At 61.2% G+C, this 14,744-nt stretch carries 13 protein-coding genes and 1 pseudogene; all 14 read right to left on the bottom strand.

Going from position 1 to position 14,744, the window contains the following annotated elements; translation table 11 throughout:
- Positions 1 to 49: 49 nt before the first annotated feature.
- Positions 50 to 1,210, bottom strand: a complete 1,161-nt coding sequence (locus PCA20602_RS13145; RefSeq protein ID WP_150721591.1) for an ATP phosphoribosyltransferase regulatory subunit — start codon at positions 1,208 to 1,210, stop codon at positions 50 to 52.
- A gap of 42 nt (positions 1,211 to 1,252) precedes the next feature.
- Entirely contained in the window at positions 1,253 to 1,441 is a 189-nt protein-coding gene (locus tag PCA20602_RS13140; protein WP_150721590.1) for a DUF2065 domain-containing protein, read from the bottom strand.
- A 71-nt stretch (positions 1,442 to 1,512) separates the two neighbouring features.
- Positions 1,513 to 2,412, bottom strand: a complete 900-nt coding sequence (gene hflC / locus PCA20602_RS13135; RefSeq protein WP_150721589.1) for a protease modulator HflC — start codon at positions 2,410 to 2,412, stop codon at positions 1,513 to 1,515.
- A 12-nt stretch (positions 2,413 to 2,424) separates the two neighbouring features.
- A complete protein-coding gene (gene hflK, locus PCA20602_RS13130; protein ID WP_246182146.1) occupies positions 2,425 to 3,762 on the bottom strand; it encodes an FtsH protease activity modulator HflK in 1,338 nt (445 codons plus the stop codon).
- A gap of 326 nt (positions 3,763 to 4,088) precedes the next feature.
- A pseudogene (gene hflX / locus PCA20602_RS13125) lies at positions 4,089 to 5,168 on the bottom strand (GTPase HflX); the annotation flags it as partial.
- Between the two features lie 99 nt (positions 5,169 to 5,267).
- Positions 5,268 to 5,504: an RNA chaperone Hfq gene (hfq, locus tag PCA20602_RS13120; RefSeq protein ID WP_010807283.1), complete on the bottom strand. Its 237-nt coding sequence runs from the start codon at positions 5,502 to 5,504 to the stop codon at positions 5,268 to 5,270.
- A 126-nt stretch (positions 5,505 to 5,630) separates the two neighbouring features.
- Positions 5,631 to 6,968, bottom strand: a complete 1,338-nt coding sequence (der, locus tag PCA20602_RS13115; protein WP_150721587.1) for a ribosome biogenesis GTPase Der — start codon at positions 6,966 to 6,968, stop codon at positions 5,631 to 5,633.
- Between the two features lie 79 nt (positions 6,969 to 7,047).
- A complete protein-coding gene (bamB, locus tag PCA20602_RS13110; RefSeq protein ID WP_174981110.1) occupies positions 7,048 to 8,241 on the bottom strand; it encodes an outer membrane protein assembly factor BamB in 1,194 nt (397 codons plus the stop codon).
- Between the two features lie 98 nt (positions 8,242 to 8,339).
- Complete coding sequence (locus PCA20602_RS13105; RefSeq protein ID WP_150721585.1) at positions 8,340 to 8,969, bottom strand: YfgM family protein; 630 nt, start codon at positions 8,967 to 8,969, stop codon at positions 8,340 to 8,342.
- A gap of 32 nt (positions 8,970 to 9,001) precedes the next feature.
- Positions 9,002 to 10,378, bottom strand: a complete 1,377-nt coding sequence (hisS, locus tag PCA20602_RS13100; protein WP_069345145.1) for a histidine--tRNA ligase — start codon at positions 10,376 to 10,378, stop codon at positions 9,002 to 9,004.
- Between the two features lie 76 nt (positions 10,379 to 10,454).
- The gene (ispG, locus tag PCA20602_RS13095) at positions 10,455 to 11,735 is read right to left on the bottom strand and encodes a flavodoxin-dependent (E)-4-hydroxy-3-methylbut-2-enyl-diphosphate synthase (RefSeq protein ID WP_150721584.1); all 1,281 of its coding nucleotides are present in this window, start codon (positions 11,733 to 11,735) and stop codon (positions 10,455 to 10,457) included.
- 18 nt (positions 11,736 to 11,753) lie between these two features.
- A complete protein-coding gene (locus tag PCA20602_RS13090) occupies positions 11,754 to 12,821 on the bottom strand; it encodes a helix-turn-helix domain-containing protein (protein WP_174981078.1) in 1,068 nt (355 codons plus the stop codon).
- Between the two features lie 261 nt (positions 12,822 to 13,082).
- The gene (gene rlmN / locus PCA20602_RS13085; RefSeq protein ID WP_150721582.1) at positions 13,083 to 14,204 is read right to left on the bottom strand and encodes a dual-specificity RNA methyltransferase RlmN; all 1,122 of its coding nucleotides are present in this window, start codon (positions 14,202 to 14,204) and stop codon (positions 13,083 to 13,085) included.
- A gap of 59 nt (positions 14,205 to 14,263) precedes the next feature.
- The gene (ndk, locus tag PCA20602_RS13080) at positions 14,264 to 14,689 is read right to left on the bottom strand and encodes a nucleoside-diphosphate kinase (protein WP_150721581.1); all 426 of its coding nucleotides are present in this window, start codon (positions 14,687 to 14,689) and stop codon (positions 14,264 to 14,266) included.
- Positions 14,690 to 14,744 lie beyond the last annotated feature (55 nt).

The raw sequence follows: 14,744 nt of genomic DNA, 5'->3' as shown, positions 1-14,744 counted from the left end.
CGTATTCTACCCGTGTTGGCGCAGGCGAGTGCCGCTTTTTTCAGCGAATTCACCGGGGCGTCACAACCCACTGGCCATCTTTTTCGACGAGGACACGGTCTCCCGTGAATTCCTCGAAATCCTGAGCGTGGCCCGGCAGCATGCGGATTACGACCTCCCCCGCATCGCGCAGGCTGTCGATTTTGGCACGCAAGCCCGGCACATCATCCGCTGGCGCCAAAATCGCGTTACTACGCGCCTCAACTGGCGAAATCGCCGCCAACTCGCGCAAATCGAGCGAAAAACCGGTCGCCGGCCGATCACGACCGAACGCTTGACCAACCTTGTCGTAACGGCCGCCGCGAGCGATGGCGTTGGGAATGCCATCCACGTAGGCGGCGAACATCACACCACTGTGATATTGATAGCCACGCAGATCGGCCAGATCGATCGACAGTACCGCCGGGCCGCCCTGGCCTTGCGATTCCGCCAGATATGCCAGATCGTTCAATGCCGACGTTACGCCGGGCAGGTCCGGCAGAACCTTACGCGCACGAGCGAGTGTTTCGGCCGGCTCACCATACAACGTGGTCAAGCTTAGCAAGGCATCGCGAACATGCTCGGGAAGGTCGCGCGTCAACTCCTGCAACTGAGGCACATCTTTGGTCGCGAGTGCGCCAAACAATTGGCTTTCAATAGCCTCGGCCGCCGGAACCCCCTCCAGCAACGCTTCCAGCACGCCCGCGTGGCAAAGATCGATACGAATCTGTTTCAGGCCAGCCAGTTGCAAGCAGAACAGCAACAATTCCTGAATTTCAAGATCGGCCTCCAGCCCACTGTGACCGAAGATTTCGGCACCGATCTGGAACGGCTCGCGCGTGGCAAGCAGATTACGCGGACGGGTGAACAACACGCTTCCCGCATAGCACAGACGCGTTACGCCCTTCCGGTTCAGCAAATGCGCATCGATCCGCGCGATCTGCGGCGTGATGTCCGCGCGCAGACCCATGGTACGCCCCGAGAGCTGGTCGACGAGCTTGAACGTGCGCAGATCGAGATCATGGCCGGTACCGGTGAGCAGCGACTCGACGTACTCGAGCATCGGCGGCATCACGAGTTCGTAGCCATAGGTACGGAAGCGATCGAGCATGAGACGGCGCAGATCTTCGATCTTGCGCGCCTCGGACGGCAGCACGTCGGCGATATTTTCGGGAAGTAGCCAGTTAGGCATGGGAATTTCGGAATTCAGACGGCGCGCAAAAAGCGCCTTTGATTAATCGATCAGCAACATCAGAACCAGCCCTAGCAGGACAGCGGCCAGGCCGAAGAAACGAATCTGGCCGGACGGCATTTCCGTTATTTTACGAAAACTTTGCCGCCACCGGTCCGGGGCGACAAACGGAAACAGTCCCTCGACGATCAGCATGAGGGCGAAAGCGAGAATGATTGTGCTGCTGGTCACTTGGGGACTCGGCCAAAACGCCACCGCCCGCGATGACGCGGGCGGTGGCAGCTACTCGGATGTCAGAGGCGTTATTTTCCCGCTTTTCCGGCCGGCGCGCCAGCACCACCGGAACCGCGCATAAATCGGAAGAAATCGCTGTTCGGGTCGGCGATGATCACGTCCCTCTTGTCACGGAAGGTCGCCTTGTACGCTTCGAGACTCTGATAGAACTGAGCGAACTGCGGATCACGGCCGAATGCCTGCGCATAGATGCTTGCGGCAGCGGCGTCGCCCTCGCCCTTGACCTGCTGGGCTTTGGCATACGCTTCGGCAACGGTCACATCACGCTGACGATCGGCATCAGCACGGATCTGCTCGGCTTCAGCCGCGCCCGTCGAACGCAGTTCGTTCGCCACGCGCTTACGCTCGGCGGCCATCCGGCTATACACCGAATCGCTGATACCGGCGGCGAGGTCGACCCGACGCATACGCACGTCGACAATTTCGATACCCACCTGCGCAGCTTCGTCGCCCACCTTCTGCTTGACCCACTGCATCACCTGGTCACGCTGCGTCGACACGACTTCGGTCACAGTGCGCTTCGTGAACGCTTCCTGCAAAGCCGAGCGAATCTGCTGCGTCAGACGATCCTGTGCAAGGCGGTTATCGCCCTTGAAGCTCACATAGAACTTGCGCGGATCGATGATGCGCCACTTCACGTACGAGTCGACAATCAGGTTCTTCTTCTCGGCCGTGATGAAGCGCTCCGGTTCCGGGTTGTCGATGGTCATGATGCGCTTGTCCAGATACAACACGGTCTGGAGCGGCGGCGGCAACTTGAACTTCAGGCCCGGCTGGTTGTAGACATCCTTGATCTCGCCCAGCGAGAACACTACGGCATAACGGCGCTGGTCCACCACGAACATGGTCGAGGCGAGCACGATCAGCAAGACGATCAGCGCGACGATAACGGTTCCAATACGGTTCATGCGCTTATCCCCTTAGCGTGAATCGCGGTCGCGGTTGCGCAGTGCCGCGCGCGATCGATCATGGTCGACATCATTGTTGTCATCAGTGGCAGGCGCTCCCGCGGCCGCCCCCGTACCTGCGCCGGATGCCGGCGCCGGGGTCGACGCGTCGCTGCGCGTGCGTTCCATGATCTTGTCCAACGGCAGATACAACAAACTGTTGTTCTTCGAATCCACCATGATCTTGGTGGTGCGCGAGTAGATCTGCTGCATCGTATCGAGGTACATACGCTCGCGGATCACACCAGGCGCCTTGGCATAGGCTTCCTGCACCGACTTGAAGCGATCGGCGTCACCCTGAGCCTGCGACACCACACGCGCCTTGTAACCGGCGGCCTCTTCCGTCAGACGCGACGCCGTACCCTTGGCACGCGGAATCACGTCGTTGGCATAGGCCTGCGCTTCGTTCTTCGCACGCTCCAGATCCTGACCGGCCTTCACAGCGTCGTCGAACGCCGCTTGCACCTGCTCCGGCGGTTGAACACTCTGCATCGTGACGCTCGTCACGAGAATACCCGTCTTGTAGCTGTCGAGAATGCGTTGAATCGACGTCACGAGTTCATTCGCGATCTCTTCACGACCGGCGTAGAGCACGAAGTCCATCTTGCTCTTGCCGACAATCTCGCGCACAGCCGTTTGCGCCGCCAGATTCACCGATGCTTCGGCGTCCACGTTATTGAACAGGAACTCGGTCGCGTCCTTGATCCGGTACTGCACGGCGAAGCGCACATCGATGATGTTTTCATCGCCCGTGAGCATCGATGAGTCCTTAAGATCCGTATCCCGAATCGTGTTGGAACGACCGATTTCCACGGACCGGATCTGCGACATGTTGACGACTTCGACCGACTGGAACGGGTACGGCAAACGCCACTGGATCCCCGACGTCGTCGTGTACTTGTACTTACCGAACTGGGTGACGACACCGACCTGGCCTTCCTGGACGATGAACACGCCCGTCGCCAGCCAGATCAGGAACGCGAGTGCGACGACAACGCCGACACCGATACCCGAACCTCGCGAGCCGCCGGAGAAATTATTGTTCGAACCGCCATTACCGCCCCCGCCGTTCTTACGGCCGAAGATACGGTTCAGACGGCGATTGAAATCGCGCCACAATTCGTCGAGATCGGGCGGACCGTCCTGCTGCGGGCCTTGCGGTCCGCGCTGCGGCTCCTTCTGATCTTGCGAATTCGGATTGTTCGCCCGATCGGGGCGATTCGGCTCCTGATTGCCGGACGGCGTATCGCCGCCGCCGTCCCGCCCCCAGCGCGGGTCGTTCAGGGAGAAAATCAGGCCAACTCGTCGCATCAAAGCTCTTGGAAGCATAGGTAGAAGCGTGGTGACTGAAGCGGGTTGGGCGTTGCGACCGGCGCGCCTCGCATCGGAGCACGCATGTTGCCGGTTCGCGCGTGGTTCCCGAATCTGGTTTGCCGATCGGCGGCCTTTCCCGGCCTCCGTCTAGTCTCTTGCCAGTTCGTCACCCGCGTCGGAGTGCTGCCGGTATTCCCCGGGGCAACCCACCCTTCGCGGTGCGACGTCTCGTGTTATCTGTCTTCTGCGCGCGGCACATCGTCCCAACGGTCGATGAGCCGGACATCGGGCGCTTCGTGCTGCGATTGTAACCCACCCGTGCCGGCCACAACCGCCTCGCTGATGGCCTCGCGCAGCAGGTCCAGGCCCTGGCCAGTACGCGCGCTCAAAAAGACACGCGTAATGCGCCCGTCTTCGTCCCGCTCGATTCTCGGCCCTTGTGCCGCCAGTTCCGGTACTGCGTCGATCTTGTTCCAGACGAGAATCTGCGGGATGTCGGCCGCATCGATCTCCGCCAGAACGGCGTTGACCTCGGCCATTTGCTCCTTGCGCACCTGACTCGACGCATCCACCACATGCAGCAGCATGTCGGCGTGAACCGTCTCCTCAAGCGTCGCCCGGAACGCCGCGACCAACTGGTGCGGCAACTCGCGGATGAATCCGACAGTATCAGACAGCACGATGTTCCCGACATCGCCAAGATAAACGCGACGAGAGGTCGTATCGAGCGTGGCAAACAGCTGATCGGCGGCGTAGGCATTGGCCTTCGTCATCGCATTGAACAGCGTGGATTTGCCGGCGTTGGTATAGCCCACGAGCGAAATCGACATCGTGCCGCTGCGCTGACGAGCGCGGCGCTGCGTGTCGTGCTGGCGCTGGAGTTTTTCGAGCCGGATCTTGAGCGATTTCACACGCTCGCCCAGCAGACGACGGTCGGTTTCCAGCTGCGTCTCACCCGGCCCCCGCAGACCGATACCGCCCTTCTGGCGCTCCAAGTGAGTCCAGGCGCGCACCAGACGCGTAGATAAATACTGCAACTGCGCGAGTTCGACCTGCAACTTGCCCTCATGACTCTTCGCGCGTTGAGCAAAGATATCGAGAATCAAGCTGGTACGGTCGACCACACGGCGTTGCAGAAGGTGTTCGAGGTTACGCTGCTGACCAGGTGTCAGTGCGTGATTGAAAATCACCAGATCGACGTCGAATTCGGCAATGGCCTCGCGCAGCTCTTCAGCTTTACCGCTGCCGATGAACAATTTGGCATCGGGGCTGTGGCGACGACCGGTAATGGTCACGACAGGCGTCGCGCCTGCGGATTGCGTCAGAAGGTCGAGTTCCTGGAGACTGGCTTCGAAATCGAGTTTGCCGAAATCGATGCCGACGAGCGCGGCGTTGGTGGTCAAGCTACGCTGGGAATGGGTATTGGGACTGTTGGACAAGAGCGGGCGGCGGGGAAGATAAATTCGCCCGGCCGGAGAGACTCCCGGTCGGGCGAGCCTGAATCAGGACTGCTCGGCTTCCGGATGGAAATTCACCGGACGCGCAGGAACGACCGTCGAAATGGCGTGCTTGTAGACCATTTGGGTGACCGTGTTGCGCAGCAGGACGACATACTGGTCGAACGACTCGATGTTTCCCTGCAGCTTGATACCGTTGACCAGATAGATCGAGACGGGAACATGCTCCTTACGCAAGGCGTTCAGAAACGGGTCTTGTAGAAGTTGCCCTTTGTTGCTCATAAGTTACTCCATTGTATTTTTAGCAAATGACCGTAAGCCAGGGCGTGTGCGCGCTTCCCACCCTGACTTCCACACTATAGCCGATTTTGCTAGCGTCGCCAGCAAAACCCCGCCCCGGACTGGCTTTCACTCGCCCTTGGCGTAAGGGTTCGCGCTGTTGCGGAACTCTATGCGTAATGGAGTGCCCTTCAACTTAAAAGTTTCGCGGAAACGGTTCTCGAGATAGCGGCGATAGCTATCGGTCACACCATCCAGACTATTCCCGTGGATGACAATGATCGGGGGGTTCGAGCCCCCTTGGTGTGCGTAACGCAACTTGGGACGCGAGAAGCCCGAGCGGCGCGGTTGCTGGTGTTCCACAGCCTCAATGAGCGCCTTGGTCAGCTTCGGCGTCGGCAGCTTGCTCATCGCCGCTGCGTACGCTTCGTCCACCGAGCGCATCAGCGGGCCGATACCGGTCGCCTTTGCGGCCGAAATGAAGTGGAAGTTCGCAAAACCGAGGAATTTGAGCTTTCGCTCAAGTTCCTGCTTCGCCTGCTCACGGGTGTACTCGTCCAGGCCGTCCCACTTGTTCACGCCCACGACCACGGCACGGCCGGACTCCAGAATGAAGCCCGCGATGTGCGCATCCTGGTCCGAGATGTCCTGACGGGCATCGAGCATGAGGATCACGACGTTCGCATCTGCGATCGATTGCAGCGTTTTCACAACCGAGAATTTCTCGATCGCCTCGAAGACTTTTCCGCGACGACGCAGACCCGCCGTATCGATCAGCGTGTAGTTCTTGCCCTGACGCTCGAAATCGATATGAATCGAATCGCGCGTAGTGCCGGGCATGTCGAAGGCGATCACACGCTCTTCGCCGAGCAGCGTGTTGACCAGCGTCGACTTACCGACGTTCGGACGCCCAACGATGGCGATCTTGACGCGCCCGTCGTTCTTGCCGTCGTCTTCACTTTCATCCGGGTTGGCGTAGAACGGCGCAATCGCCTCGTCGATGACTTCCTTCACGCCATCGCCGTGGGCGGCCGAAATCGCCAGCGGGTCGCCGAGACCCAGTTCGTAGAAGTCATTCGCCACCGTGGTGTACTTCATGCCCTCGGCCTTGTTGACCACGAGCATGATCTTGCGCCCCGTCTTGCGCAGGTAGTCGGCGATGATCTGATCTTGCGGCGTGAGGCCCTGACGGCCGTCGACGATATAGATCACCACGTCGGCTTCGACCACGGCCTGTCGCGTCTGCTTGGCCATTTCGTGGAAAATGCCTTCCTTGGCCACGGGCTCAAAGCCACCGGTATCGATCACCAGATACGGATGCTCGCCAACGCGCCCCTCGCCATAGTGACGGTCGCGCGTGAGCCCGGGCATGTCGGCGACGAGCGCGTCGCGCGAGCGGGTCAAACGGTTGAATAGCGTCGATTTGCCGACGTTGGGGCGCCCTACGAGCGCGATCACGGGTTTCATGAATAAGCCCTAAAAACGAAGACGGCCGGCGCGCTGCCGGCCGTTCCCGGAAAATGCCCGGGTGCTTGCCGGTTACCGGTTATTCCGGGCGGAAGCCATAAATATTGCCATCGCGGGTTTGCACGACCAGTGTCTGGCCGGCAATGACCGGCTGCGCACTGATGGCGCCGCTCAGCTTGACGCGGGCGAGGAACTCACCGTTGTCCCGCGACAGGAAATGCAGATAGCCCTGCTTGTCGCCCACGACCACGACACGGCCGAGCGCCAACGGCGCCGACAGATCGCGGTACTTGAGCTTGTCGTTCTGCCACAGTGTACTGCCATCGGCAGCGTTGAACGCGTAGACGGCGCCATCGGTATTGACAGCCGCCACCACCCGCTCATCCTGCGTCACACCATTCGGCGACGAGAAATCACGCGCCCACAGGCCGTTGCCGGTCTGCACGTCGGCACATCCCACACGACCCTGGAACGTTGCGCCGCACACCTGACGGCCGAACACGACCGGTGAACCCGTGACGTCATTCACACGCTCAACCTCGGTCACACCCTTCGGATACGACAGCGGCGTGATCCACTGCGGGTTGCCCGTGTTAGCGTCGAGTGCGACCAGTTTGCCGCCCGGGAAGCCGGTAATGACCGAACGGTCGCCCAGGAACGTCATGCCGGTCCCCGTGCGCAGCGTCAACGTCGTCGACGGCTGCGAGTACGACCAGCGCACCGAACCGGTGCCCGAGTCGAACGCCGTGACGCGGTTGTTGATGGCACGCACCACCACCAGGCCCCGCCCGACCAGCGGTGCAGTGAGGACTTCGCTGCCCGCGTTTGCCTTCCATGCCGGCTTGCCGTCGTGATCGAACGCGATCACGTCGCCCTTGTGCGTGGCGACGACGGTCGTCTCTCCGTCGCTGCCCGGCCCGGCCGTAATGTCTGTATCAGCCTTGGCGGACCAGTTCGACGCGCCCGTTTCCGCATCCACACGTACGATGCTGCCGTTCGCACCTGCCGCGAACACCGCGTTGCCAACGGCCACCGGCGCGAAGCTGTAAGCACCGGCCTTGCCAACGCTCGCCGTCCAGATCTGCTTGACGGTCAACGCTTGCTTGATCTCCGTGAGCGGCGTCGGCTCATGCGCCGGCTTGCTGCCGAAGAGCCCGCAACCACCCAGCGTGCCAAGTACGGCCAGCGTCAGCACCGCTGTGCCCGCACGCTTGAAAATGCCCCGGCGCGACGAGGCCGCCAGGCCAACCTGTGCAGACTGAGACGTGGCCATCGTTTGCGGCATCGATCGACGGAAGTCGTTAAGGATCATCATGTACCCGGTTATGCGTTATGGGAGGGTAATACTTGCCAACGGATTGCCGACGCGCATCAGGCCCCCAGCGCGTCGAGCTTGAACTGAACAAACTGGCGCATGCCCGAATCCTGCTTGTCGAGCTTGTCGAGCGCGAGCTTGTAAGCCGTACGAGCGTCGGCCACCTTGCTCTGCGCGACGAGCACGTCGCCGCGACGGTCGGCAAACACACCAGCGTACGGCGCCGGCGGATTGTCCAGTAGCTTGAGCGCCTCGTCATACGCCTTCTCGTCGAGCAACACCCCCGCCAGACGCAGTTTGGCGAGTTGCTTGTACTCGTCGTCCCTGGCATTCGACACGGCCCATTGCAACTGCGCCTTCGCACCTGCCGCATCGCCCGCATCCGCCAGCGTCTTGGCGGCGAGCAGTGCAGTCATTTGCGCATACGGCGTGCCGCTGAACTTGCTCTCCATATCGGACGCAATACGCGTGACCTTCGCCTTGTCCTTCGCGTCGATGGCGGTTTCCAGCTCGCCATACAGCACACCGGCCTCCACCGTCTGCTTACGCTCGTAATAGCGCCACAGATTCCAGCCGCCATAGGCGAGCATGATGACGACGAGCGTCCAGATAACGTAATTGCCGTACTGCTTCCACCAGGCCTTTACGTTCTCGATCTGTTCCTGTTCCTCGTGATAGCTGCTCATTCGCCGGTATTCTCCGTGTCTGGCGTCGTGAATTAATGAAGGGTTTCGTTGCCCGGACCGTCTTCACCCAGGCTTTCGTTCACGCTTTCGTCTGCACTCGCAACGATAGCGTCGATCAGATACTCGGCGAGCCCGTCGAACGGCACGCTCGTCTGATTATTCGTCTGTTCGGCGGCACGCAGATGCTTGACTTCGGCAGTGCCCGAAGCCACTTCGTTCTCACCGATAATGACCGCGAAATTCGCGCCGCTCGCATTCGCGCGCTTCATCTGCGACTTGAAGCTGCTGCCATTGCCATCCGGGCTGCAGTGGAACACCACGTTCAACCCCGCGTCGCGCATGCGTTCCGCAGCGATCAACGCTGGCGCCACCGCCGATTCACCCTGATGCACGACGTAGACATCGGCACCTTCGGCCTGCGGCACGAGATCGTCTTCGCGCAGTAGTTCGAGAATACGTTCGACGCCCATCGCCCAGCCGCATGCCGGCGTGGCGTCACCGCCCAGTTGTTCGATGAGCGGATCGTAACGCCCCCCACCGGCCACCGTGCCCTGCGCACCCAGCTTATCGGTCACCCACTCGAACACGGTCAGATTGTAATAATCCAGACCACGCACCAGACGCGGATTGATCGTGAACGGAATGTTGTTCGCCTTGAGCAGCGACTGCACGCCCTCAAAATGCTTGATCGACGCCTCGCCGAGGTAATCGATGAGCTTCGGCGCTCCTTCGACCATCTCCTGCATTGCCGGGTTCTTCGTATCGAGCACGCGCAGCGGGTTCGTGTAAAGGCGACGCTTGCCGTCTTCGTCCAGCAGATCGACGTGCTTCTCGAGGTACGCAATCAGATCGGCACGATGACGCGCACGCTCCTCACCCTGCCCCAGGGAATTGAGTTGCAGGTGGATACCGGTCAGACCGAGATCGTCCCACAGGCGCTGGCACATCAGAATGATTTCAACGTCGGCATCCGGCCCCGCCAGACCGAGCGCTTCCACACCGACCTGATGGAACTGACGATAGCGGCCGCGTTGCGGCTTCTCGTGACGGAACATCGGGCCGAAGTACCACAGGCGCTTCGGGCCACCGTACAGCAGGTTGTGTTCGAGCGTCGCGCGAACGGCAGCTGCGGTACCTTCCGGGCGCATCGTCAGTTGTTCGCCGTTGAGCGAGTCGGTGAAGCTGTACATCTCCTTCTCGACGATATCGGTCACTTCACCGATGCCGCGCGTGAACAACTGCGTATGCTCGAGAATTGGCGTACGGATCTGTTGGTAGCCATAGGCGCGCAGCATGGCGCGCACGGATTCCTCGAAAAACTCCCACAGGGCTTCGTCCTGCGGGAGGATATCGTTCATGCCTTTGACCCCGGCCAGTTTGGCGAGGCGATTCTTCTTTGCGTCAGTCATATTCTCTTGTGTTCTGCCTGCATGCTGCCGGCGTCCAGCCCAAATGCCGGCTTGAATGCCGACTTGAATGCCCGACTTACGCGGCAACGACGCCTTCGGCCTCACCGTAGTGGGTCTTCACGTAGTCGTCGACGATCTGCTGGAACTCTTCCGCGATATGGTCGCCGCGCAGCGTGCGCACCTTCTCGCCGTCGACGAACACCGGCGCCGCCGGCGACTCACCCGAACCCGGCAAGCTGATACCGATATTCGCGTGCTTCGATTCGCCCGGGCCGTTCACGATGCAGCCCATCACCGCAACGTTCATGTTCTCGACGCCCGGATATTGAGCCTTCCACACCGGCATTTGTTCACGCAGATATTTCTGAATACTCGCCGCCAGTTCCTGGAACACGGTACTCGTCGTGCGGCCACACCCCGGACAGGCGATGACCATCGGTGCGAACGCGCGCAGGCCCATCGTCTGCAGGATTTCCTGCGCCACCACAACTTCGCCCGTACGCGCGCCGCCCGGTTCCGGCGTCAGCGAAATACGGATCGTGTCGCCAATCCCTTCCTGCAACAGCACCGACAACGCTGCCGTCGAGGCAACGATGCCCTTCGAGCCCATACCGGCCTCGGTCAGCCCGAGGTGCAACGCGTAGTCGCAGCGCTTGGACAGCTCGCGGTACACCGCGATCAGATCCTGTACCGCGCTCACCTTGCACGACAGCAGAATCTTGTCGGCGGACAAACCGACACGCTGCGCCAGATCCGCGGATTCCAGTGCCGACGTGATGAGCGCTTCGTACATCACGCTCTGCGCATCCCAAGGCGTAGCACGCGCCGCATTCTCGTCCATGATGCGAGCGAGCAGCGTCTGGTCCAGGCTGCCCCAGTTCACGCCAATACGCACCGGCTTGTCGTACTTGATCGCCATTTCGATCATTTGCGCAAACTGCGTATCGCGCTTCGCACCCTTGCCGACGTTGCCCGGGTTGATACGGTACTTCGACAACGCTTCGGCGCATGCCGGATAGTCGGCAAGCAGCGTATGACCGTTGTAATGGAAGTCGCCGACCAGCGGCACGGTCACGCCCATACGATCGAGCTGGTTGCGAATCTCGGGCACGGCAGCCGCGGCTTCCGGCGTATTCACCGTAATACGCACGAGTTCCGAACCTGCTTGCGCGAGTTCCTTGACCTGAATGGCCGTGCCGATCACGTCTTCCGTGTCGGTGTTGGTCATCGATTGCACGCGAATCGGCGAATCGCCGCCAACCGTCACAAGCTGGCCGCCCCAGCGAATCCCGACCTTACGGGACTTGCGACGGGGTGCCGGACCACCGATGATCGGCATGCATTCTACAGAAGCCATGATTACCCTCTTTCGGTCTCACTGGAGCGTCAGACGCGCCACATTGCCCGCATTACGGGACTTGATCTCGACCGGTTGACCGTTGAATTCCAGCGATTCGACGCCCGCGACGTTACCCACAACGACTTTAAGCGGCGCATCGCCCGTAATTTCCTGTTCGGCACCTGCACGCATCAGTTGGGAGAACAGCACCTTGCCGTCCTTCGAACGCACTTCCACCCAACTGTCTGCCTTCAGGCGCAACGCAATCTTGCCATTGCCCGGCGCACCTGCGCTCGACGCCTTCACTTCAGCCGGCGGCGTCGCTGTGACCGCAGGCGCCATAGCAGCACTGGCCAGCCCGGCGACCACGTGCGTCGGGTCGACCGCGGCAATCAGGCCAGGCCCCGCGGCGGCCGCACTGGCGGACGCGTTATCGACCGTACCTTCCGTATTCCCGTTGTTGGCCGAATTCGTACCGTCCGCCCCCGGCGGCGTGCCGTTTGCATCGGCAACGACCGGCTGACTGGCGGGTTCCGCCGCTTCCGTCGCGCCTTGGGCCGACGCACCGCTAGCCAGTTCCGCCGGCTCGGTCGCACCGCGCCCGGCCTTGTGGGCGTTGCCGAAGTACCAGGCAGCACCGGCGATCACCACCAATGCCGCGAGCGCCCACGGCCATTTCGCTTGCGAGGCGGCCACCGGCGAACGGAAACGCACAGGGCTCTTCGGGATGCTCGGCTGCCCCGACTGTGGCTGCGGAATCTCGATCGCGGCCTGAGGCGTTCCACCAACGCGGCGCAACGATTCGATCATCGGCTCTGGATCGCCGCCCACCATACGGGCATAGCTACGCACCACACCCTGAATGAACGGCATTTCCGGCAACGCGTCCCACTCGCCAGCTTCAAGACGCTTGAGCTTCTGCACGGAGACTTTCAATCGCGCCGACACGTCTTCGACCGACATGCCGCGCTTCTCGCGCAATGCCGCCAGTTGCGCCCCCACTTGCGCGCCCAGCTCAGCCCATCCGGCAGGTGCTCCCTGCGGCAATCCCTGGCCTTGAGCCCCGGCTTGTCCGCCTGCATCCGCCTGATTCTGGTTATCCATCGATACGCCCCCGTTCGTAAGCAGCCGCCCGCAGCGGCTGAGGATATGCTGGCGACAGTCCCGCTGCATCGTCCGCCGTGCGCGCAACGTGAAGATCTGCGCGACGCTCCGGAAGACTCGACAAGGAACTGACGGAATCGCGCGGGGCATGAAACATGTCCCGCGCAAGGAATGCTTTAGTGCAAGACTGATCCGACGGACGGCATGGTGCGTGCGGGGCCGACGGCCCTCGCCACGGTCCACGCCCGCCCATGCGCCCCGTCATACGGTACGCACCTCGACCGCGATTTTCCCGAATTTGCCACGCTGCGCCAACCGCGTGCGATCCTGCACTTCGCCGGCCAGCTGGCCACAGGCGGCGTCGATGTCATCGCCACGCGTCTTACGCACGGTCGTGACCAGGCCCGCATCGAGCAGAATCTGCGCGAAACGCTTGATCTGCGGATCCTTCGATCGCAGCAGACCGGACTCAGGGAACGGATTGAAAGGGATCAGATTGAATTTGCACGGCACGTCGCGCGTCAGGGCGACGAGCTCGCGCGCATGCGCTTCGGTGTCGTTCACACCGTCGAGCATGCAATACTCGAACGTGATGAAGTCACGCGGCGCCACTTCAAGGTAGCGCTCGCACGCGCCCATCAGCTCGCGTAACGGATATTTTTTGTTGAGTGGCACAAGCACATCGCGCAGCGCATCGTTCGGCGCGTGCAGCGAGACGGCCAGCGCCACGGGCAGTTCCTGCCCCAGACGGTCCATCATCGGCACCACCCCCGATGTCGACAAAGTTACGCGACGGCGCGACAGCCCATAGGCATTGTCGTCGAGCATGAGGCGCATGGCGCCCACCACATTGTCGAAATTGAGCAGCGGTTCGCCCATGCCCATCATCACGACGTTGGTGATGACACGCTCGTTCTTGCCTTCGCGCCCGAGGTCACGACGCAGTGCGAATTCGGCCATCCAAAGCTGACCGATGATTTCGCCGAGCGTCAGATTGCGCGAGAACCCCTGCTTGCCGGTCGAACAGAACCGGCAGTTGACGGCGCAGCCCGCTTGTGACGAAACACAAAGCGTGCCACGCGTCTCCTCGGGGATGTAGACGGTCTCAACGGCGTTGCCGTTGCCTACGTCGAGCAGCCATTTGCGCGTGCCATCGGCCGACAAATGGTCGGTGATGGCCGCAGGCGCAACGATGTTCGCGCGCGTCTTCAGCTTCTCGCGAAGCGATTTGGCCAGATCGGTCATGCCGTCGAAATCGGCGGCCCCCATCTGGTGGATCCAACGCTGGAGCTGGCGCGCACGGAACGGCTTTTCGCCGAGCGTGCCGCAATAGGCGGCCAGACCGTCCGGATCGTAATCAAGCAGATTCGTAAGGTTGGTCATGGCCCTGGTCCGTCAACATCCCTTCGGTATCTTCCTGCGATTGAGCGACTATACGCGGCTTAGCGCGAGTAGACGTTCATGCCCGGGAAGAAGAAAGCCACTTCCACAGCGGCGGTTTCGGCAGCGTCCGAACCGTGCACGGCGTTGGCGTCGATGCTGTCAGCGAAGTCAGCGCGGATCGTGCCCTTATCTGCCTTCTTCGGGTCGGTGGCGCCCATCAGTTCGCGGTTCTTCGCGATGGCGTTTTCACCTTCCAGTGCCTGGATCATCACCGGGCCCGAGATCATGAAATCGACCAGGTCCTTGAAGAACGGGCGCTCCTTGTGAACAGCGTAGAACTGCTCGGCTTCTGCGCGCGACAGATGCACCAGCTTGGCAGCGGCGATCTTCAGGCCTGCGGCTTCGAAGCGGCTGTAAATCTGGCCGATCACGTTCTTAGCAACGGCATCGGGCTTGATAATCGACAAAGTGCGTTCGACTGCCATGAAAAACTCCAAAAAATTAAGCAGTTATATAACCAACATGAACCCGTAATTGTAG

The sequence above is a fragment of the Pandoraea capi genome (genome assembly GCF_902459735.1).
Taxonomy (GTDB): Bacteria; Pseudomonadota; Gammaproteobacteria; order Burkholderiales; family Burkholderiaceae; genus Pandoraea; species Pandoraea capi.
This window is presented reverse-complemented; position numbering and strand designations above follow the sequence as displayed.